The organism is Martelella mediterranea DSM 17316 (genome assembly GCF_002043005.1).
Taxonomy (GTDB): domain Bacteria; phylum Pseudomonadota; class Alphaproteobacteria; order Rhizobiales; family Rhizobiaceae; genus Martelella; species Martelella mediterranea.
The window spans coordinates 83,038-104,726 of sequence record NZ_CP020332.1 but is presented as its reverse complement, the minus strand read 5'-3'; the positions used below and the strand labels follow the sequence as shown (position 1 = coordinate 104,726).

Genomic DNA, 21,689 nt, shown 5'->3' with positions numbered 1-21,689 from the left:
ATCAGTTGATGCTTCTCAGCGTTCCATCGATGGTCGAGGTATCCGCACCCGAGCCGAGGAAGCTCGTGACACCAACGCCAGCCCAGGCCGGCAAGCCGATCAACAGTGCGCCGGCGAGAAACCAGATGAGCATCGACATCGGGGAATGCTGTTGATGCGGATTCCTGGAGTTCGAGACGAGTTTCACAATGCCGATGATGATGCACAAAAGGCCGCCGAAGAAGGCGATGGAGCCGAGAAGGTCGGCCCATGGGCCAAGTGTGGTCGTCGAAAAATTGCTGGCTAGATCGCCCAGCGATTGTTGCGCCATCACTGGCCCAAGCATGGCCAGATAAAAGCCGGAAAATGTCAGCAGGCCGGTGCACTTTCTCTGCATTTGGTCTCTCCTTTTTATTTGACCAGAAGTTTTTCAAGCATCTGCAGGATAACGACGATGTTGATCGCCAACGTCCCTGCGACGAGATGGACAATCCCGCGTCCCGTGTCGCCGACTTGTCCGCCGTTGCCGGCGCGGGCGAGCAGGAACAGACCCCGCACAAATCCGAGAAGGCCGATGAATTGCGCGAAGCGAACGAGAGCAATAACGGCTCTCTGGCTCATTTCAGCGGAAAGCGGCTTGGTGATTTCGGGCGCGTAGGTGAATACCTGTTCCGCAGACACGCTCTCGGATTGCAGGAAGAAGCTCATCAGGAATGCCCCGATGACCGTCGATAGCGAAATCAGAAGTGAGCCGACGAAGAACAGGACCAGCGGACCGGTGTATGAGCCAGATGCCGCGCCCCCAATACTACGGAGCTCGTGGGCTGAAGCCATGCCGACGATCGAGCGCGCGACGAAGACAAGCCCCACCAAAAAGCAGGTGCCTGCGACCAACGCCTGCAAGGGGGCAATGATCGCGACACCGCGCTCCAGAAGCTGGACAAAGCTATCCATAGCCCGCCCTATTCCGCACCATCCCCGTCCGGGGCCGGCATGGCGACGACCGGATGGGTTACAATCTTGTGCTGCACGCCAACGCCGCCATTTGCGGCCTCAAAGCCAAGAGGCCCGCCGATGCCCTGGAGCGTGACCAGTTCGTTCAGGATAAACTCGTCCTGCTTCTTCAGCTCATTCACATGACCGATAATGCGCTCAAGGACGCCGTTCCTGGCGGTCAGCGTGTTCAGTTGTTGTACCAGGTCAGCTTGCGCGGTTTTTAGCCGTTGTACCTCTGAATGTAGCTCTGAGACCTTCACCGATGTTGCATCGGAGACCCGGCCTGATTTGACCGCCTCTGGTTCACGCAAAAACAAATAGAGGTTGACCGCCGACACGGCCACAGCGACCACGATCGCCATGAAAACAGGCGATTTAGAGCTATTTTTCAGCAAATTAGGGTTGCGTCGATACGATTCGTGTTCGTATAACTCAATTTGATTTGTCACGAGAGCCCCCGATGAGGTCTGATTTTTCCCCGAAATCACCCGTCTTCCAAGGGGACTTCACAGCTCCAATGTCTTGATGTACTACAGTCTCACGTCATTCAATGCAACATTGACAGGAACAAATTAGCATCGGGGCCTCCTTAATGTTCAAACGCAAGTCGGCGGTTTCTACGTCCGTCCTTTTCCCCGCCGCCTTACTCGGCCTGTGGCCGCTCGGGGCGATCGCCGAAAACGTGACTCAGGCCGACATCGATCTGCCTTGGCAGACCACCTTTGTAGGTTGCAGCACATCAGCAGCACCTTTCATCGAGAACCAGCTCAACCTTTACGGCGCGCGCCCGTTGATGAAGGTCGGCGGTATGCAGGCATGGGCTGTGCCGCAGGGTGACGGCACAGAGAAATTTGCACTGACAACGGAGGGCGGACTGACGATCTTCGGCTCGGTCGTCGGGCCGCAAGGCGAGGACATTTCCGGCGCGTTGCTGTCGACCAGGCCGAATACCGTTTCACTGGAAACCGCCAACACTCCCTCCCCTTCACGGCCCCCTTCACCGAAGGTCGCCAACGAGGAGCCCGCTGCATCGAACCCCAGCGCTCTCAAACCCCCCGGTCGGTTGACCGAGGCAGTTCCTGCGGAAGCGGAACCTGCCAAAGCACCATCTTCGGATTTAGTTGAACCGAGCGACGATGCCGCGCGGGCCGCATCGGCCGATCAGGCGGACGCTGGCAAACCGCCCAAACTGGCGTCGGTGGGCTCTCAAAATACACCAGACATTCCGACCGCCCAGTCTTTGGATGAGCTGGTGCAGCAGGCCCATGATTTCAGCGCGTGGTTCCCGGTCGGCAATCCAAAGCCCGACGCACCGACCTTTTTCCTGCTTGCCGATCCCACGTGCCCGCATTGTGCATGGTCGATCGATTCAATGAAGCCGCTCATCCAAAACGGCGATATCGACCTGCGCATCATTCTCGCCCCGATCCTCAGCGAGGCGGCTTTCAATATCTCTGCGGCCATCCTTCAGTCGGACAATGTCGGCACGGTTTTCCTGAAAAATGAGTATGCCGCGACTTCAAGTGTTGGTGGCCAAAAGGTTGCTGCAATCGCTTCCGACAAAATCGACGATCAGACGGCTGATATTCTTCGCAGAAACGTGTTGTGGATGCGCCAGAACGGGATCAAGGGCGTTCCCTTTTTCATTTACAAGACAGCCGAGGGCGGACAGTTCGCTTTTGGCAACCTCACCCAACAAGCGCTCGATACAGCGCTCACAATGGAGTGAGGCATGAGCGAGCAATCCTACGGCGCACTCGAAACCGTCATGAAGCGCACACAGACGTATCGGACGGCTTTCCGGGTGATGTCGGTAATCAGCTGTGCGCTTCTGGTCACAACCGTCGTTTCGGTGGGCGCAGCGGCCTATCTTGCCACCCATAGGCCCGAGCCCCGCTACTTTGCGACAACAACCAACGGCCAAATCTTGCCATTGGTGGCGTTGGATAAACCGCACCTCAATGCAAACGAAGTCGCCAACTTCGCCACCCAGGCCGTTACCGCAGCGCTGACCTACTCCTTCACCAATTATCGCACCGACCTCACAGCCGTGCAGAAGTATTTCACCCAGCCCGCCGGATGGAACTCGTTCATCGACGCTCTCGACAAGAGCGGTCAGCTCGAAATGGTGAAGGAGCGCAGGCTGAATACCACGGCGGTTGCTCAAGACGCAGTGATCCTTTCACAGGGGCCAAACGCTCGTGGCGTCTATCAGTGGGTCGTGCAGATTCCGCTCCGCATCACCTATGAATCCGCAAGTGAAGTATCGGGGCAGGATCTTCTTGTGACAGTTACCATCAATCGGATGGAAACCTATCAGACCCCTGAAGCCGTCGCGATCAACCGCTTTATCGCAGCGCGTGGAGGCGCCTAATGACAATGCGTACCTCAGGCGCCGTTCTATGCGTTCTACTAATGACCACGGCACCTGCTCTCGCGCAGGACGCGCCGAGCGGACTTGCCCAGGCGGCTGCACAAGGCACGCAGCGCGCCGAACAGATTAATCAGCAGCAAGCCGACCAGCAACAATACGAGCAGCCCGACAGCGAGTTTCCTGTCATTGGGTCAGACCACCTACTCAAGTCGCTCGATGAGTTGGACCGCCCGCTTTCGCCGGAAGAAATCACGGCTTACGGCGCGGCAGTTCAATCTCAAATGCCGATGACCCCCGAGTTGATCCGCGACTACAAGCGTCGGGTGAATGAAAGCCAGAAAGCCGCAGCTCAACCCGCGACCGGCTTTCGGCCGAAGGCGATCTCTGATCAGGTTCAGGTTTCGCTCGAGGCAGCCGCCCAAACCACCGCGATCAAAACCTCACCCGGAACGATCTCCAACCTCGCCTTCTTTGACCGCACCGGAAAGGCTTGGCCCATTGCCAGCTATGGCGTCGGTCGCCCCAATGCGTTTCAGGTCTATGCGATGCAGGAGGGGAGCAATCAGCTCATGATCACGCCGCTTCTTCCGCATGCCTTTACAAACCTGACCGTTTCTCTGGTCGGTGAGGACCGGCCATTAATCATCGACGTCGAAACAAACGAAAAGGTCACCCAATATCGGCGCGACTATCAGGTCGACGGTCTTGGCCCGAACGCGCATGTTTCCACGGCCGTCAGCGCTCCGCCGAGCCGCGCCTCCAACCAGGTCATGATGGCGTTCGTCCAAGGCGCCGGCATTCCACAAAACGCCACGAGGCTTTCCACGGACGAACCGTCCGTATCGGCATGGCGATACGGAAAGGATCTCTACATCCGCACGACCAGCACGCTGCTTTCACCATCCTGGACTGAAAGCCAGACCGGTCCTGGCTCGGTGCACGCCTACAAGCTCAAACCGACGCCCGTTGCACTGATCTCGTCCGATGGCTCTGTCAAGAAAGTGAGAATTTTCCAATGACCGATGCAGAAAACCGATCTGACGAGAACCACAACAACCCCGACACCAGCGAAACGCACCAGGCCGCGCCGGAAGTCGAAACGGAATCGCCCATGAACGATGAACGGCGTTCCACGATTGATCGGAGCGCGCAGCGCAACAATCGCATTGTCTACGGCGGCATCCTGGTGATCGCGGTCGGTCTTGGTTTCGTGCTGTGGCAGAGTTATTCGTCTTCGCCCGTTCCATCGTCGAGCGTTGCACGCCCACCGAATGTCGAGAGTACGCCCGGCGGCGAACAGCAAGGACGGTCAGAGCGCTACCAGAATACGCTCGATCAGTCGAACGAGGCCGGTGCCAAGAGTGCTTTCGAAAACGACGAAAGCTTCATCGCGACACCTGACGAAGCCATGCGGTCGATCGACACGATTGGGCAGAAGAAAGATCCGCCGCCGGTCAAACGACCCGTCGCGCCCGCCAATGTCATTGAGCGTCGCGACCAGCCTGTTGAGTACCGAACCGCCGATCGGCGGCAGCCCCCCAAACCGCAGACTGACTATCGACGCATCGATCAGCTTGCGAGCGCCATGAGCGCACAACAGCAAGGATTGCTTCAGTCATGGCAGCCTGTGGCCTCACAGGCAACGGTTGTCATTGAACAGGACCTGTATACGCCGCCTGAACCGCTCACGGCCAGCAATGGACAGGGCGGTGGCAATGGTTCCGTCCAGTCGTCCGGAGCTTCGTCGGTTCAAACCTATGCGGTCGCTGGCGATACGGTCATGGCGCGCATCCAGAACGCTTCCGATTCCGATACGCCCGGACCGGTGATCGCCGAGATCATCAATGGCCCCCTTGATGGCGCCCGCGCCATTGGCGCTTTTGAGGTGAACAAGACGCAGAGCGCGCTCGTCATCCAGTTCGATCGGATCGTGATGCCCGATGGCGCAAACTACGACACCAGCGCCTACGCGATCGATGCACAGCAGTCGACCATCGCCGTGAAAACAGACATCGATCGTCGTTATTTTCAGCGCTACGGCGGTAAACTGGCGGCCGCGTTCATATCCGGTCTGAGCGGCTCTCTGTCGCAACCGCAACAGCAATATGTAGGCATTTCCGACAATATTGGCAGCATCATCACCAACAAGCCGACGGTGAACGAAAGCATCTATGCCGGCGTCGCCGCAGCTGGCGATGCAATTTCCAGCGACCTCAACAACAACGCGCCGAGCGGACCCCTGGTCAAGGTTCGAGCCGGTCAAATGATCGGCATCCTGTTCCTCGAAAATGTCGGGGTGGCGAACTGATGGCGGAAAGCAGCTTCAATATCTACGGCACGCCGGTTTACTGGCGGGAAACAGTGCGAACGCCGCGCCTGCTTATCTTCGATGCCCGCCTGATATTCTTCTTCCTGCTTTTGACATTGCACCTTCGGCTATGGACCTTCATCGCTCTGGTCCTCGCGTGTTGCGGGTTCTGGCTCATCGAGCGCTATGGATACGCTTTCCCGAATGCACTGAGGGCCATTCGCAGCCTTGTTGCTGGCCGCCAACGCCCCGCCCTGCCCGGCTACAGATACCGGTCAATGATCGACTATGGCTTTGAGACGCGTGAGGTTCCGGGATGAGCACAGCGCGAGCAAACACAGCCAAAACTCCCGTCTGCGCATGTGTGTTCTCGGAAGGCATTGCCGGCGGCAGCCCAATTTGCGCTGTGGGTGGCGACTATAGCCTGATCAACGCGAGACAGAACCAGTTGGCGGATGCCGCTGAATTTATTTTGGCTTCGGTGAAGTCAAACTCAGCGCGACAAAAAAGGAGAGACAATTTGAGGTAGCCTCAAAACGACAAAGCCCCGCGCGGCTGCAACCGGCGGGGGCTTGGTGCTAAAAATAGCCAAACGTTGATGGGCTCTTTTTAGCATTCACCCGACATCGTAGGCAAGAGGAAAAACGCAGTTTCTGCGCACGATACCCCTTTGCCTGCTTCCTGCAAGAAAGCTAGGAAAACGGAATGTTAGAATCATCGACCGGGTGGCGAAAACAGACACCCGAGCGCGCCTATTTTTCCGATCTCGCGGCCAAGGCCCCGATCGGAGACCATAGCCGTGCCGAAATCAGGCGGCTCCTGAACCGCATACGTCCCGTTCTGAAAACGAACACCACGCAGATGCTGCTCCTCAATATCCTGTTCGACGCCACCTATGCCCAGGACTGGAAGAACGGATATCAGCCGATCGTTTGGCTGTCCAACGAGGCCATGGCCCGCCAGCTCAATATCAGCGTCAACGCGACACGCGCCGCGTTACGGTCACTGACCGACATGGGCATCATCTCGTATCACGACAGCGCCAATTGCCGGCGATCCGGCCAGCGCGATCGTTCCGGCCGCATCGTTCATGCCCACGGCATCAGCCTCGCTTTACTTGAAGCCCGGTTTGATGAGTTGACAGCGAAAGCCGACAGATACGACCTGGACAATCAGCGCCGCCGTGTTCTGCGCAACGACATTACGTCACTGCGCCGCGATATCATGGCAACGCTCGAAATCGCCAAGGAGACGGTCAAGCCGACCCGTTGGCATTCGATTGCCCAGCGCTACGACCAGCTCCGGACCCTTCTTGGCAAGATCGGCCGCGCCAGCGTCGAGCATCTGGAGCGGATGCACCGCGATTTCGAACGCTTCTGGCAGGCGCTCAATGCCCTCGTCATGAGGGACTTGGACAAGAAAACTGACACCAAGGCGTCATCTGACGGACACCTATTAGAACCTACAACCCAACCTGAAAACGTATCTTGTAATGAAGAACGGAGTTGCGCTAACGCGCAACACTCTGGTTTTCAGGCTGACAGCGCCTACGGCGCTGAAAGATTGGCTCTTGAAAATGAGCTTCGGGAGTTTGAGGGGCATAAGCAACCCGAAAAATCGGTGCAATCCGGCCGACGGATAGATCTGCGAACCGTGCTGACGGCATGCCCGATCATCACAGAGCTTTCAGCCGAACCGCTGCGAAGCTGGCGCGATCTCGACGCATACGCCGCTGAGCTTCGCCCCATGCTCGGCGTGTCGGCCCAGGCGTGGGCAGAAATTCGACAGGTCGCAGGGCAAGGGCTCGCTGCGCTCGCCCTTGCCATCACCGCCCAACGGCAGGCCGACGGCGAAGTCAGTTTGCCGGGCGGATATCTGCGAGGAATGGCCCGGAAGGCCAAAACCGGCGATTTGCATCTCGAAAAATCCCTGCACGGGCTGCTCGCTCGGAAATTGGCCGCGCGGCAGACGGGCGCGGTGCCAATCCAGTAGGAACTTAGGAGGCTGAAACGCCGACATGAAGCGCATGCGATCCAAATTGTTGCTCGGTCTTGCCGGGGCCATCGCCATTATCGCCGCCCTTCCGGAGTCCGGAAGCTTCCTTCGGTCCATTGGCGTTTCCAAATCGGTCCTTCGGGAGATCGGTCGAGAGGCGGATCGATATGCCAAGCAGACGACAATGGTTACCAGCGCTGGCCAGATCTATGTTTACGACGGGGACACCATCAAAATTGATGGTCAGCGGATGCGGTTGCTTGATGTCGACACGCCCGAGATTTCCAAGCCGCGGTGCAGCTATGAGGAAAAGGTTGGTTATCAGGCGCGGGACAGGTTGCGGGATCTAATCGGTCAGGCCGGAACGGTCGAGATCATCGACAGCGGGACCACTGACAAGTACGGTCGGAATCTAATCCATGTCGAGGTGGACGGGCGAGACGCCGGGAAAATCCTTGTCAGCGAGGGGCTTGCGCTTCGATATCGGGGCGGGTCGGCGGCCTGGCGTGAACGTCAGCGGCATTGGTGCGGGTGAAGACTTACCGGCTGATCGGCCGGCGCAGCGGTAGCGACTGGTGGGTTCCATTCAGTCCCGTGTGTCGCTCTGGCCAGACTGGCCAAGAAATCATCTGCGGGCATTGTCAATTCGCATTCAAAAAGGACACGATGAAACACCGCTTCGGTGTACTGTTGAAGTTCATTCACCTCACCCCAAGTCACAAAGCGCTCGCCACGATGAATGACATTGGAGCGGGTTTTGTAAAGATCTTTTACGACTGAAAAGACTGCTTCACGCTGTGTGATGTCCTTCGCAATGATCACAGACACAGAACGGGCAATTGTTTCTGTCACTGGCGCACCCGGAGACTTGGCCGAAAGCAATGCCTCAAGCGCGGTGAAAAACGCCACGAACCGCTCTGTTCTATCTGACGATTGACGAGCTCGGCTTAGCCAGCCGAGACCGTTCGCAAGACGAACAGCGAGACTTTCCTTTGGCGGGTCAAAAAGAGTGGCTGCCTGCTCCTGTGCTTTCGGAGCATTTAAGGCTTCAAGCACGTCGTCGTTGATTTCATAGAACCCGGACAAGGACCAGCTGACGCCGTAGGGCTGATCTTCCTCATAGGTAAAGTGCTCAAAAGAACGGTTCTGACCCTCAATCGGATCTGCTTCCGTTTGGCCAAGCCTAAACGCTGGGGACGACCAGTGCGGGGTTGCCCTGAGACGCATGAAGCTGACGGCGACGTCAATCAGCCAACGAGCTTCTTCCGGGACGTTTTCGAGAGTGGCGGGAGTTTCAACGCGCCATACAGCCTTCGGCATTGAAATAATTTTCGAACTGGCGGGCCGGTTGCTGCTGGGGTCAGCTGAAACCTCAAATGAAATGCCAAATTTTTTCTTCAGCTCTTGATCTGCGTCTACAATCTGAGTGTCGATAGCCTCGACACGGCCTAGCCGGAGACGCTGCGGCGTTGAGAACACTATAAAACGGTTTGGCATATACCGAACATACTCGTGCCCCGCCTCTGCCAATACGTCTTCAACGAGTTTAGTTGCAGCGTCGGCGATAAGTTTGGGATCATCTCGACGTTCATCTTCCGTTTTTTGAACGTACATTCGGCAGGCCTCGGCAACTATGCTTCTGATTGAAGGTTCATGAGCATATTTTGCTTTCAGCGTGCTGGTCGCATTGCGCGTGAATTCATCGGCAGCTAACAAATATTCCTTAGAATGACGGACGACATATTTTCCAAATGATGACCCCCCGTATCCACCAAGCAATGAAAATGGATCTGTAGGCTCGGTTGTTATCCCATCAACAAACGCTAGGATCACCTTTTTTGCCAACAGCTGAAGTTGGGTTGTGTTGACTTTGTTTGCCTTCTTCTTTGCCATGCTCACACCCCTCCTGCATAATCATCGGGGAGTATGTTAAGGCCAACCTCCTGTCTCTGCTAGCTCGTTTGAGGGCCTTCCACCCTATCTGGCGACCGCGCTCTATGCCTTCGGCACGAAGCCAGCCTTTGGCCGTCTTCGCCCATGCGGGTGACGATCGCTAAGGCGAGCCGTCGCCGTTGGCGCCGGGCAATGAAGGTCCGGCCAGCGATGCAGTCGGTCCCGCCTTCCGGCCTTCGGCCGTCGCTTTGCTAAGGCTCCTGCGGCTGCATTCGACCGCCGTCCGGACCTGTCGAAAATTCCCACGCTCCCGGCCTGTCGGCCGTCACGATGTTGAGCGCTCCGATGTTCTCCATTCTCTTTTCTTTCAGGCACGCTTGCGCGTGGCAAGCTGATCGCGGCGCTGCGCATGTTGCTCAGACCGGCAGCAAGATCAGGCCATCATCCGGCAAGGGACGCTGAAGTAATTGCGCCTCGTCCCAAGGCGCCCTCATCCAGATATCCAGTTCCTCTTCCGTTGTGAGGATCACGGGCATGGCCTTCGGGTGTATCGGCCGGACAATCGCGTTGGCGTCGCAGGTCAGAAATCCGTACAGCTCGTGTGTGCCCGGCCGCGGATTTTTTGAGGTCCACGCTCGCCTTCCCACGTCGTCCAGATCCCGGCAAACGCTGCTAACGGCTTGTCCGCATCGACCGCAAACCACCGCTTTGTCTTTTTCGGCTTGGTGTTTTCCCACTCGCAAAATTCCGTCCATGGTACGAGACAGCGGTTTTCCGGCTTCAACCATCGGCGCCAGTGCGGAGAGCTGGTGTTGCGAATGTTGGTGACGCCTGTGTCCGGTTTCCCTTTGGTCGCAAACACCGGCGATGGCATGCCCCAGGTCGCAAACGCCAGCTCGCGTTCCCCGTTGTTGTTGCGAACAACGGGCGCTGGTCGATCCGGGTAAAATTCACCCGTTGGATCTGCCCGGTTCGTCAGATCGGCGGTCGGCTTGAACAGCCGCCGGATATTCTCGTGCGTCGAGCCATTGCGGTACAGATTGCACATCGGTCAACTCCGAATGAACGGCATCCAAGGTTGGTAAGATAGGGCGATTGTCGGCGAACAGGAACCTTTGTCTGAGGCCGACAGAGATAGAGGACGGCGGGAGCCCGGCGAGCGGGCTCAAAAGGGAGAGAAAGCTGTTCCGGCCTGCTTGAGCGAAGGAGCAAGACCGTGACCAGACAGAAAACCGGAGCCGACGTCTATCAACTCGTCACCGACAAGATCATCCAGGCGATCGAGGCAGGCACCCCACCCTGGCAGAAGCCGTGGACGGGTGGTGCCGGCTCAGCCGGCTTCCCCCGCCGTTCAAACGGCGAGTTCTATAAGGGCATCAATGTTATCATCCTGTGGTGCATCGCGGCCGAAAACGGATTCCGATCAAGCTATTGGCTGACCTACAAACAGGCAAAGGCCATGGATGCTCAGGTTCGCCGAGGGGAGAAGTCCGCTCCCGTGGTCAAATACGGCACGTTCGAGGTCGACGATCCCGATAGCGGCGAAGCTGTCGTCCGCCCATATGCACGTGGCTATCGCGTGTTCAATGCCGATCAGATCGACGGCCTGCCTGATTACTTTTACGGCGCTGACCCGGACGAACCGCGCGATCTCGGCACGGAACCCAATGGCGATCTGGATCAGTTCTTCGCTGCGACCGGTATCGAGATACGAACAACTGATGAACCTCAGGCGTTCTATCATCTTCTCGATGACTATGTGCACATGCCACCAATCGCGACGTTTCACTCCGCAAACGGATACTATGCCAGCCTCGCCCATGAAATGGTACACGCTACCAGCCATGCAGGCCGGCTTGATCGGAATCAGAGGTTTTGCCGCAAAGCCGACCTCGCCTTCGAGGAGCTTTGTGCCGAAATCGGTTCCGCCATGCTTTGCGTTTCACTGGATCTGGTCCCCGACTTTGCACAATCGGCGGCCTATGTGGAGGGTTGGCTTCGATCACTGAGGAACGACAAGAAGTACATCTTCCGCGCCGCGAGCGAGGCCCAGAAAGCAGCGGACTATCTTCTGCAGGCGTCTTCCGAACAAACCATCCAACATGCGGCATGAGGTGCCCGAAAATCTTAGTAAATCAAACGGGCTTCGCCGCGGCGCGAAGCCCGTTTTTTTGTTACGGCACCTGCCTCGAACAGGGGTTTCGCCAAAGTGGGGGCCTTGGCTGCGAAATGTCCGCAACAAGACCTATGCAACATATGAAAGAACAAAAAACAACCGAAACGTTGATTTTGCCAGCTGTGTCAGTTTCACTGATCGATAGAGCAAGAGTTCAGCGAAGCCCGGTTGCCGGGCTTCCAAAAGGAGAGAAAGTCTTTCCTCCCGGCCGATACCGGAGAACAGCAATGACCTCGAACGCCATCAAGATCATCCCCGTCAGGCAGCTGGCGCTCAGCCCGCTCAACGTTCGCAAGACCGAGGCTGGCCCGGCCGCCGATGCGGAGCTGAAAGCCTCGATTAAGGCCGAGGGTGGTATCAAGCAAAACCTGCTCGTCTATCCCGCAGGCAAGAGCAAGTTCCTGGTCCATGGCGGTGGTCGCCGACTGAAGCAGCTGCAGGCGCTGATCGAAGAAGGCGCGCTGCCGGCCGATACGACCGTACCCTGCAAGGTCGAAACCGAAGAGCAGGCTATCATCAGCTCGACCACGGAAAACGTCGTGCGTGCCAATATGCACCCCGCCGACCAGTATGAAGCCTTCGCGGCGATGATCGAAAAAGGCTTCAAGACCACCGAAATCGCCAATCAGTTCGGCGTGACCGAAAACCTCGTGCAGCGCCGCCTCAAACTGGCCGAGGTCGATCCGGTTCTTCTCACGGCTTTCCGCAACGACGAGCTCTCCCTGGATGCGCTGACGGCGTTCACGATCTGCAAGGACCGGAGCCGTCAGGTCGAGATCTACGAGCAGCTCAAGTCTACTTATCACGGCATCAACGCCTATCAGGTTCGCCACCTGGCTACTGAGGACGAAGTGTCGGCGAGCGATACTGTCGCCCAATTTGTCGGCGTCGATGCCTATACGGCCGCCGGTGGAACGGTGCGCAGGGATCTGTTTTCCGAAGCCGACAATATTGTTCTGGAAGATGTTGCTTTGTTGCATCGTCTGGCGACGGAGGTATTGAACGCGGAGGCCGAGAAGCTGACGGGAAAGTGGAAGTGGGTCGATGTGCATCTCTCGGTCACCTATGACCAGTATATGCGCTATGGTCGCGAATACCCCCTCCCCGTCGAGCCGGCGCCCGATGATCAGGCCAAGCTTGATGCCTTGAACGGCGCGATCGAACAGATGGAGGAGATCGGCGAGGAGGCCTGGACCGACGAGGTGCAGGCGCGCTGGGATCAGATCCACAACGATCTGGAGACGCTATCCGCAGAGGTGAACCGGTCGGAATACACCGATGAACAGCGCGCCCGGGCGGGTTGCGTTGTCTCGATCGATCACCGCGGAGCGCTGAGGGTTGAGACCGGGCTGGTGCATCCGAACGACAAGCCACAGCAGGTTCGCTCTGAAGATTCTGAAGAGAAGTCTGCCGAGGAAAGACGTAAGGAGGCCGGCATGTCGAATTCGCTTTCGGCGGATCTGCGTGCGATCCGGCATCAGAACCTGCAGGCCCACCTTGCCAGCGACTATCAAACTGCCTTCGACGCGATGCTCTATTCGATGATCGTCCGCCTGCCCATCGCCTATGCCGCCGCGCCGATCGATATCTCGATGCGTCAGGCGGAGGTCTTCAAGAGCCGTGAATATCTGGAGGATACGGTCGCGGCTGCCATGCTTGAGGAAATCAAGAACACGCTCGACCTGTCGTGGATCTCGCTCGAAAGTCCGCAGGATTTCATCACGATGTCGGCGCTGTCGATGGAAAAGAAGCAGGCGCTGTTCGCCTGGGCGACGGCGCAGGCTGTTCAGCAGCAATTGGCCAACGACGACCATAGCTCGCCGGTTCTTGAGGAGATCGGCCGCCGTTGCAGCACTGATGTCGCATATTGCTGGCGTCCGGACGCGAAAAACTACTGGTCGCGCGTCCCGAAAAAGCATGCCCTCTCCGTCGCCGCGGAGGTTATCGGTCAGAAATGGGCCGATGAGCGCCGCGACTTCAAGAAGGATGCGCTGGCCGCCTCGATGGAGACAGCTTTCCGGGAGGGGGCTGACGAACGGGTCGGCATGGATCCGGAATCGGCCAAGCGCACCGCGCGCTGGCTGCCCGAGGGCATGGCCTTCGAAAGTTCCGATGAGCAGCCGCAGGGCGTGGTCGAAAACCCGGAACCCGATGTGCTGCCGGCGTTCCTGAAAGCCGCCGCTGAATAGATCCCATCACCACCAGGTCTCCGGGGGACGGTCGCTCTCAAGTTAGAGGGCGGCCGTCTTTTCCGTGAACGGAAAACAAGAGCGAGAAAGTTGTTTTCTCCGCCGTTCGATACGGAGACAAAACCCATGCGAGCTTACAGACCGAAACGTGAAGACTTCATTCCCGAAGGTGCTGACGTGCGTTCCGATCCGGAATCCGATGCCGTCGCCTATCTGTTCGAAAACTGCGGCAGGCCCTGCGCCAAGTTGTTCGTCGGCAAGCGTGCCCGCCCCGACTGGCATTACTGGTTCAAAAGTCCGGAAGCGCGCGAGAAGCGGATCGACGAGGGCTTCCAGGACCGCCGCAGGATGCTTGCCAGCAGGACGCGCTATCGGCCGTCCAATGCCGGCATCGAGATCGGCCATATCTTCGTTGCATCCTGGGGCTATGATCAGACGAACGTCGATTTCTGGCAGGTCACAAAGGTCATCGGCAAATCCATGGCCGAGGTCCGGCCGATCGGATCGCTCGACGCGTCGAGTGAAAACGAGGCGCCGTTGACCGAGCATGTCGTTCCACATGCAGATCACTTCATCGGTCCTGCCCGGCGCGTCAGAATCTCCAATAATGGCTTCAGCCCGGAATCCTTCATTCATGCCCGTCTGTGGGATGGAAAGCCGTGCTACGCTTCAAACTATGCTTGAAATCGCGCATCCGATCTAGTATATGCATCTGTATATACAAAGTTTTGATAGGAGGTTTCTATGCCCCAACCCCAAGTATTTGAAGCACGCGAAGCCAAGCTGTTTCGCAACAATAAAAGTCAGGCGGTTCGTATCCCGGCCGATTTCGAGTTGCCTGGCGACCGTGTGCTGATACACCGGGAGGGAAACCGGCTTGTGATCGAACCTGCCCCCAACAAAAATCTTCTGGACATTCTGGCGCGACTGAAACCGCTCGGCCCTGATGACCAGTTTCCCGATGTCGATGAGACCCTGCTGCCAGCAAGGGAAATCGACCTTTGAGCCGCCTTTACATGCTCGACACGAATATCGTGTCGAATCTCGCGCGTAATCCGGCCGGCGCCGTCGTCGGCCATATCGCTGATGTCGGGCAGGATACGATCTGTGTCAGCATCATCACCGCGGCTGAGCTATGCTATGGCTGCGAACGCAAGGGATCTGCCAAGCTGACGGCCCAGGTCGAGGCCATTCTTGGCGGCATGCAAATACTCGCATTGGATGCGCCAGCACATGCCCGGTACGGCCGCATCAGAGCAGGTCTCGAAGCAGCCGGTACGCCGATCGGTCCAAATGATCTGTTGATTGCAGCCCATGCCTTGGCTGTCGATGCTGTTCTGGTGACAGCCAATATGCGCGAATTTCTGCGCGTGCCCGGTCTCCAGGTTGAAAACTGGCTGGACTGACAGCCCGTTCTTTGGCGCCGCCTCGATGTTCGAGGGCGGCGCTTTCGTCGTGCATCTACACAAGGGGCACGGCATGTTTGAGCTGCGCCACGAAACCCTCAATGACAAGACAATCCAGATCATCCCCATCCCGATGAACCCGCGCGTCGAGTGCGACACGCTTGAAGATGCAGATGCGCGCCCAGAAAAGATATTGAAATCTGATTCTTGAGACCCCATCTCCTAAGTAATTCGAAATAGTCGGAGCGTGTTTGAGGATCACCATGACCGGACAGGAGACAGGCTAACAAACCTCAACAGCTGGCCTAGCGTGCGAAACCGACTACAAAAAGGGACCTTCGCACGAGATAGAGGGATAATGCCAGATGATGGTATTGATCGCTATCGAAGCCAGACAACCAACAGGCGAAGAACGCCGCTTGGTGATAGGGTGCAAATTTTACCTTACTTGGCTCGCGGTGTTGTTTACTTGGATGCGTTAAATAAGAGGCACTCCCAAAAAGTGGGGTGCCTTTTTTGTAGCTCTATCTCCAATGGTGTTTCCATTCTGCTCTGCCGGAGCTTTTCCAGAATAGCTGACTGCCTGACGGAAGCGCGTAGCGTTCTCGCCGCATAGGCATCTATCAATCGAAAATCAAAAGCCGTCCGAACAACCGGGCGGCTTTTTCTATGTTGCGGTTCGCCTTCGAAGCCAAAAGCAAGAGGGGGACCGGGAAGGTTTGAACCTTCCCAGGACAGAGAAAGGGGAGGTTTCAACCGTCAACCAAGCCGGAGATCCCCATGACCATCGTCGAAGCCGTTACGACCGGAACCCCCGTTACCGATGATCCCGCCGCCATTTTGAACGCAGCCAGGATATTGTTGCCGATCCTCGAAAGCGGGACCAGCATCTCGTCATCTGCGTTGCGAGACGCCATGGAGCGAGCTTCAGGCGGTTCCGATACAGACGGAACCTGGCTGTGGAAGCATGCCTACGAGGCTGCCGAATGCGCCCAGGTTCTGTTCCTGCAAAAATACGGCGCCACCATGCGCAAACAGACGAAGACGCCGCAGCAATTGGTGACGATGATCGAGACCATCGCCAGCCTGTCGCCGAGCCAGACGAAGCGCTCCGATGAATCTCAGGCCCTTCAGCAATTTTCCACTCCCCTGCCCCTGGCATTCGCCGCCGCGCACGCGGCGGCGATCACCGCCGACGACCATGTTCTCGAACCATCGGCCGGTACGGGACTTTTGGCTACCTTCGCCGCCATGACCGGCGCAGACCTGCATCTCAACGAGATTTCGCAAACGCGCGCAGCCTTGCTGACTGAGCTGTTCGCCGGATCAGACGTTACCCGCCATGATGCCGGCACAATCCATGACCGGCTCAACCCGTCGGTCGATCCGTCGGTCATTCTCATGAACCCGCCATTTTCGGCCGCCCCGGGCGTCACTCGCCGTTACAGGGCCGCGACCGCGCATCATTTGCGCTCTGCCCTCGCCCGACTTCGCCCTGGCGGCCGCCTTGTGTTGATTTCCGGCGCTTCCTTTACGGCGCAGTCGCATTCGTGGCGCTCGTTCTTCAACGACCTGCAGCAAACGGCTTCAGTTGTCTTCACCGCTTCGATTTCGGGCAAAGCCTATGCGCGACATGGCACGACCGTCGAAACGCGCCTGACCGTGTTCGACAAAGTGCCACAGTCGGTCGAACCGCGGGCGTTTGCGCGCTGCGAAACCGCGGGTGAGCTGCTCGACCTTGTGGTCGAGCACTGCCCTGCCCGGCTGGCGAAGACAACTCCGTCGACAGCGCCGCACCCGGCTCCGGCCGCCCCGGCCTTGGCTCAGATCCGCGCCAAGGCACGCGCAACCGTTAAAACATCCGCGGCGCATCCCCTGGATAACGCCGAGATCTGCGACGTCGCCTATCAGGCCCGCGACGACATCAGCGCCGTCGGTCAGGGCTCGGATGAAATCTATGAGCCCTACGAGGTTCAGACGATCGCGATCGATCACGCCAAGTCGCATCCCGGCGAACTGGTTCAGTCGGCCGCCATGGCATCCGTACAGGCCCCCTTTCCTTCTTATCGGCCCCGCCTTCCAGCGCAGCTGATAGCCGATGGCGTCTTGTCAGCCCCTCAGCTCGAAACAGTGATCTATGCCGGCGAGGCGCACGAGACGTTTCTGAAAGGCACTTACGATGTGGTCGACGACTTTGCGTCGATCCAGCCGGCAAAGGCTGAAGTCAGCGCGTTTTCGGTCGAAGCGCTGCCGGAGAACGCCGCGAAGACCGTCCTGAAAAACGCACGGTTCCGGTGTGGTTTCTTTCTCGGTGATGGGACCGGTTGCGGCAAGGGCCGACAGGTTGCGGCCGTCATTCTCGACAACTGGTTGAAGGGACGCCGGAAGGCGCTGTGGATCTCGCGTAGCGACAAGCTCATCGAGGATGCCCGGCGTGACTGGCAGGCGCTCGGTGGCGTGGCCTCCGATATCATTCCGATTTCAAGTTTTCCGCAAGGACGGTCGATCCCTGATCAGCCGGGCATTCTGTTCGTGACCTATGCCACGCTTCGCAGCCAGGCCAGGCAGGATAAGAAAAGCCGCCTTGCGCAGATCCTCGATTGGATCGGTCATGACTTCGACGGCGTGATCGCGTTCGACGAGGCCCATGCAATGGCCAACGCCGTCAGCGCCAAGGGCGAGCGTGGCGAGCGCAAGCCATCGGAGCAGGGGCGCGTGGGACTTCTGTTGCAAAATGCCGTCCCCGGCGCTCGGGTTCTGTACGTTTCGGCAACCGGGGCCACAACGGTCAGCAATCTGGCCTATGCCTCGCGGCTCGGCCTCTGGCAGACCGGCGACTTTCCGTTCAGCACGCGGGCCGATTTCATCGCCTCCATGGAAGACGGCGGGATCGCTGCCATGGAGGTGATTTCACGCGACCTGAAGGCGCTTGGCCTCTATACGGCTCGCCTGCTTTCGTTCAAGGATGTCGAGTATGAGATGCTCGTACATGAGCTGACCGAGGCACAGACCGAGATCTATGACGCCTATGCCAACGCGTATCAGATCATTCACCAGAACCTTGAGAAGGCGCTGGAAGCCGTCGGTATCACGGCGGATGGAGCAACGCTTAATCCGCGCGCCAAAAGCGCCGCGCGATCGGCGTTCGAGGGCAACAAACAGCGGTTCTTCAACCATCTGATCACCGCGATGAAATGCCCTTCGGTGTTGCGGGCGATCCAGGCGGACATCGATGATGGTCATGCGCCCGTCGTCCAGATCGTTTCGACCGGCGAGGCGCTGATGGAGCGCCGTATCGCGGAAATCCCGCCATCGGAGTGGAACGACCTCAATGTAGACGTGACGCCCCGCGAATATGTGCTGGACTATCTCAACAGCTCCTTTCCGACCCAGCTATTCGAAGCCTTCGAGGACGAGAACGGGGAACTGCGCTCCCGCCCGGTTCACGATGCAAACGGCAATCCGGTTGTCAGCCGGGAAGCGCTCGAAGCGCGTAATGAGCTGATCGAGCATCTTGGCGCCTTGCCTCCCGTTCAGTCGGCGCTTGACCAGATCATTTGCCATTTCGGGACCGAACAGGTGGCCGAAATCACCGGACGCTCGCGCCGGATCGTCAAGACGCGCGACGGGCGCATGACACTGGAGCGCCGTCCGGCATCGTCGAACTACTCCGAAACCGATGCGTTCATGGGCGACAGCAAGAAGATTCTTGCATTCTCGGACGCCGGCGGGACCGGTCGTTCGTATCATGCTGACCTGTCCGCGGCCAACACACGCAAACGGGTTCACTATCTACTGGAAGCCGGATGGCGCGCGGACGCAGCCATCCAGGGGCTCGGGCGGACACACCGCACAAATCAGGCGCAGCCGCCGTTGTTCCGCCCCTGTGCGACCAATGTGAAAGGCGAGAAGCGGTTCCTGTCCACGATCGCACGTCGCCTCGACAGTCTTGGCGCCATCACCAAAGGTCAGCGCCAGACTGGCGGTCAAAATATGTTCCGACCGGAAGACAATCTAGAGAGCGACTACGCCCGCGCTGCATTGCGCCGGTTCTTCAGCCAGCTCTATGCCGGCAAGATTCCGTCGTGCTCGCTGACGAAGTTCGAGGAGGTGACCGGTCTGGCGCTGACCGATCAGGACGGGTCGCTACGCGAAGCCCTGCCTCCGATCAGCCAGTTTCTCAATCGCTGCCTGGCGCTCACGATTGCTATGCAGAACACGGTGTTTGAAGCATTCACCCAAATCCTCGACGGGATCGTCGAAGAGGCGATTGAGGCTGGCACCTATGAGGTCGGCCTGGAGACGCTCACGGGTGAACGCTTCACCGTCAAAAAGCGCGCGCCGATCTACGAACACGGTCACAGCAAGACCGAGATCCTGACGATCGAGAGGCTCACCCGAAACAAACCGATGTCGCTCGACGATGCGCGCCGGTTTCTGGAGCGTCAGCCTGACGCCCAAACCTATCTCGACAAGAAGACCGGCGACGCTGCCATTGTTATCCCATCGGCGACCTGGTTCACCGAAGCGGGCGATCCGATCCGGCGCGTGCAGTTGATCCAGCCGATGTTTAACAAGGCGATGCACCGATCGACTCTGGCGGATTCCAGCTGGAAGCCCGTCGAGCGTGCTGCGTTCGAAAGGGCATGGGCGACCAAGGTCGAGACCATCCCCCAATTCGACACATCGACGATCACGATTGTGGCCGGCCTTCTGCTGCCGATCTGGCAGCACCTTCCACAGTCCAACACGCAGGTCTACCGCCTCACTGCCGAGGACGGAGAGCGTGTCCTCGGCCGCATGTTGACCCATATCGATGCGGTCAATCTCGCAGCTCAACTCGGCGTTTCGGATGCCATCAAGCTTGATCCGGAGGAGGTGCTACACGCCCTCCTGATTGGCAATGCCCAATTCACATTGTCCAATAAAATCAAGCTTCGGAGGTCGAAAGTGATGGATCGTCACCGCATCGAGATGCTAGACTTCAAACCGGGGGATTTGAAAGCTTTCAAGGCGCTTGGCTGCTATACGGAGACCATCGCATGGAAGACACGCCTTTTCGTTCCGGACGACGAAAGCGTTCTCGCAAAAGTGCTGGAAGGCACGAAGATCGTCGCAGTCAGGGAGAGGTGGACATGATTTCTGCCTCCCAACTTTCCGATCAGCTCGCTGCGCGAACCGAACAGTTCTGCCGTACCTATCTGCCCGCCGGTCGGCGGGCGGGCAACTATTGGCAGGTGGGCAACAAATACGGTGACCCCGGTAGATCCATGGCCGTGCGTCTTAGAGACGCCGGCACGCGCAGGGCTGGCAAGTGGGCCGATCGTGCGACCCATGAATATGGTGATCTTCTCGATCTGCTGGAGAGTATCGTCGGGGCAGGCAGTTTTTCCGAAACCTGCAAGGAAGCCCGTCGTTTCCTGAATCTGCCGGAGGTGTCGGCTGATCCTGGCCGAGCCGGGAATGATCACGAGAAGCCACCCTCCAATGTCGATCAGGTCGAATCCGGCCGCAAGCTCTTCTCCTACGGCAAACCGTTCAAGGATACGCCCGTAGAGCGCTATCTGCGCGGGCGGGATATCAGCCGCTTCGGGCCAGCCCTCAAGTATCATCCCCGCGTTTTCTTTCGCGATGAGGACGGTCAGTCCCGGCAGTTGCCTGCCATGCTGGCGGCCGTGACGGATAATGACGGCGCGGTCATGGCATGTGCGCGAACCTGGCTCGATCTGAAAAACAACTCTGTCGCGCGCATCATCGAACCCAAGCGGGTTTCGGGCCAGCTCTACGGCAACGCCGTGCGGTTTCACTCAAGCAGTGCGGGAGGTGACATCATTGCCGGAGAAGGCATTGAAACAGTGCTGTCCATCGGCTCGGTGTATCCAGTCGCGGAGCTGGCCGCTTGCCTGACGGCAACGCATCTGTCTCTGTTCGATCCGCCATTGAGCTGCACGCGGCTGTTCATCGGCCGCGACAGAGACGATGCCGGCGAACTGGCAAGCCGCCAGTTGCGCAGCCGGGCCGAAGAGCGAGGCATCGAGGTGGTCGATCTTGTGCCGACGCTCGACGACTTCAACGACGATCTGCGCAAGTTGGGCAGGCAGGTCCTGCGGGAAAACCTCGACCGGCAGATCATGGCGGCGATCACCAGGCCGGTACCATGGGCTGGTCTGCGCATGCCATAACGTTTGGCCGACGCACAGTTTCGCCTGACAAGTCGTTTTCCGTAGCGGGTTGTATGGCTTTGGCGATGAACCGAAAGCCGACCGCAAAGGCGGTCTGACAGGACAAAGGACAACCCCGCCCTCTCAACAAAAGCGGTTTCCACCCTCAGTGGACCCTCCCCTTTTCTTTTCGGTTGGGGTCCAGCGCTTGC

At 58.3% G+C, this 21,689-nt stretch carries 20 protein-coding genes; 15 read left to right on the top strand and 5 right to left on the bottom strand.

Features of this window, described 5'->3' with window-relative positions; genetic code table 11:
* Position 1: 1 nt before the first annotated feature.
* From Mame_RS24900 to Mame_RS24890, 3 genes are read right to left on the bottom strand one after another with little or no spacing between them, the layout of a single operon-like run.
* Positions 2–376 carry a hypothetical protein gene (locus Mame_RS24900; RefSeq protein ID WP_018067328.1) on the bottom strand — a complete coding sequence of 125 codons (375 nt, stop codon included), beginning with the start codon at positions 374–376 and terminating at the stop codon, positions 2–4.
* A gap of 14 nt (positions 377–390) precedes the next feature.
* Positions 391–933 carry a hypothetical protein gene (locus Mame_RS24895; RefSeq protein ID WP_018067327.1) on the bottom strand — a complete coding sequence of 181 codons (543 nt, stop codon included), beginning with the start codon at positions 931–933 and terminating at the stop codon, positions 391–393.
* Positions 934–941: 8 nt separating this feature from the next.
* Positions 942–1,424, bottom strand: a complete 483-nt coding sequence (locus Mame_RS24890; RefSeq protein WP_155122298.1) for a hypothetical protein — start codon at positions 1,422–1,424, stop codon at positions 942–944.
* Between the two features lie 143 nt (positions 1,425–1,567).
* On the opposite strand from Mame_RS24890, the gene Mame_RS24885 reads away from it, so the two are divergent.
* The 7 genes from Mame_RS24885 to Mame_RS27445 all read left to right on the top strand — a co-directional run bounded on the left by Mame_RS24885 (position 1,568) and on the right by Mame_RS27445 (position 8,187).
* Positions 1,568–2,704 (top strand): DsbA family protein, encoded by a 1,137-nt coding sequence (locus tag Mame_RS24885; protein ID WP_018067325.1) that lies wholly within the window; start codon positions 1,568–1,570, stop codon positions 2,702–2,704.
* 3 nt (positions 2,705–2,707) lie between these two features.
* Positions 2,708–3,349 carry a type IVB secretion system apparatus protein IcmL/DotI gene (locus Mame_RS24880; RefSeq protein WP_018067324.1) on the top strand — a complete coding sequence of 214 codons (642 nt, stop codon included), beginning with the start codon at positions 2,708–2,710 and terminating at the stop codon, positions 3,347–3,349.
* A gap of 41 nt (positions 3,350–3,390) precedes the next feature.
* Positions 3,391–4,368 carry a DotH/IcmK family type IV secretion protein gene (locus tag Mame_RS24875; protein WP_207903919.1) on the top strand — a complete coding sequence of 326 codons (978 nt, stop codon included), beginning with the start codon at positions 3,391–3,393 and terminating at the stop codon, positions 4,366–4,368.
* Positions 4,365–5,657 carry a DotG/IcmE/VirB10 family type IV secretion system protein gene (locus tag Mame_RS24870; protein WP_018067322.1) on the top strand — a complete coding sequence of 431 codons (1,293 nt, stop codon included), beginning with the start codon at positions 4,365–4,367 and terminating at the stop codon, positions 5,655–5,657. Before Mame_RS24875 ends, Mame_RS24870 begins: the two co-directional genes overlap by 4 nt.
* Positions 5,657–5,977, top strand: a complete 321-nt coding sequence (gene icmT, locus Mame_RS24865) for an IcmT/TraK family protein (protein WP_018067321.1) — start codon at positions 5,657–5,659, stop codon at positions 5,975–5,977. The genes Mame_RS24870 and icmT overlap by 1 nt, the downstream gene beginning before the upstream one ends.
* A gap of 385 nt (positions 5,978–6,362) precedes the next feature.
* Entirely contained in the window at positions 6,363–7,649 is a 1,287-nt protein-coding gene (gene repC, locus Mame_RS24860) for a plasmid replication protein RepC (RefSeq protein WP_018067320.1), read from the top strand.
* A 25-nt stretch (positions 7,650–7,674) separates the two neighbouring features.
* Complete coding sequence (locus Mame_RS27445) at positions 7,675–8,187, top strand: thermonuclease family protein (protein WP_018067319.1); 513 nt, start codon at positions 7,675–7,677, stop codon at positions 8,185–8,187.
* Here the strand turns inward: Mame_RS27445 and Mame_RS24850 are convergent.
* The gene (locus Mame_RS24850) at positions 8,166–9,545 is read right to left on the bottom strand and encodes a HEPN domain-containing protein (RefSeq protein ID WP_155122297.1); all 1,380 of its coding nucleotides are present in this window, start codon (positions 9,543–9,545) and stop codon (positions 8,166–8,168) included. The two genes, Mame_RS27445 and Mame_RS24850, sit on opposite strands and share 22 nt — an antisense overlap.
* 580 nt (positions 9,546–10,125) lie before the next feature.
* Positions 10,126–10,593 (bottom strand): SOS response-associated peptidase family protein, encoded by a 468-nt coding sequence (locus Mame_RS24845; protein WP_412768656.1) that lies wholly within the window; start codon positions 10,591–10,593, stop codon positions 10,126–10,128.
* 168 nt (positions 10,594–10,761) lie between these two features.
* On the opposite strand from Mame_RS24845, the gene Mame_RS24840 reads away from it, so the two are divergent.
* The 8 genes from Mame_RS24840 (at position 10,762) to Mame_RS24805 (ending at position 21,498) form a co-directional block, all read left to right on the top strand.
* Positions 10,762–11,658, top strand: coding sequence for an ArdC family protein (locus Mame_RS24840; RefSeq protein WP_018067316.1), 897 nt, complete (start codon positions 10,762–10,764; stop codon positions 11,656–11,658).
* A gap of 143 nt (positions 11,659–11,801) precedes the next feature.
* Complete coding sequence (locus Mame_RS24835) at positions 11,802–13,910, top strand: ParB/RepB/Spo0J family partition protein (RefSeq protein WP_157624605.1); 2,109 nt, start codon at positions 11,802–11,804, stop codon at positions 13,908–13,910.
* 126 nt (positions 13,911–14,036) lie between these two features.
* Complete coding sequence (locus Mame_RS24830; protein WP_026173914.1) at positions 14,037–14,594, top strand: hypothetical protein; 558 nt, start codon at positions 14,037–14,039, stop codon at positions 14,592–14,594.
* A 60-nt stretch (positions 14,595–14,654) separates the two neighbouring features.
* The gene (locus Mame_RS24825; RefSeq protein ID WP_018067313.1) at positions 14,655–14,915 is read left to right on the top strand and encodes an antitoxin; all 261 of its coding nucleotides are present in this window, start codon (positions 14,655–14,657) and stop codon (positions 14,913–14,915) included.
* On the top strand, positions 14,912–15,316 hold the full coding sequence (locus Mame_RS24820) for a type II toxin-antitoxin system VapC family toxin (RefSeq protein ID WP_018067312.1): 405 nt from the start codon (positions 14,912–14,914) through the stop codon (positions 15,314–15,316). The genes Mame_RS24825 and Mame_RS24820 overlap by 4 nt, the downstream gene beginning before the upstream one ends.
* The gene (locus Mame_RS24815; RefSeq protein WP_155122296.1) at positions 15,297–15,527 is read left to right on the top strand and encodes a hypothetical protein; all 231 of its coding nucleotides are present in this window, start codon (positions 15,297–15,299) and stop codon (positions 15,525–15,527) included. The genes Mame_RS24820 and Mame_RS24815 overlap by 20 nt, the downstream gene beginning before the upstream one ends.
* Positions 15,528–16,096: 569 nt before the next feature.
* Positions 16,097–20,455, top strand: a complete 4,359-nt coding sequence (locus Mame_RS24810) for a bifunctional class I SAM-dependent methyltransferase/DEAD/DEAH box helicase (RefSeq protein ID WP_051085178.1) — start codon at positions 16,097–16,099, stop codon at positions 20,453–20,455.
* Positions 20,452–21,498, top strand: coding sequence for a DUF7146 domain-containing protein (locus Mame_RS24805; protein WP_018067308.1), 1,047 nt, complete (start codon positions 20,452–20,454; stop codon positions 21,496–21,498). The genes Mame_RS24810 and Mame_RS24805 overlap by 4 nt, the downstream gene beginning before the upstream one ends.
* Positions 21,499–21,689 lie beyond the last annotated feature (191 nt).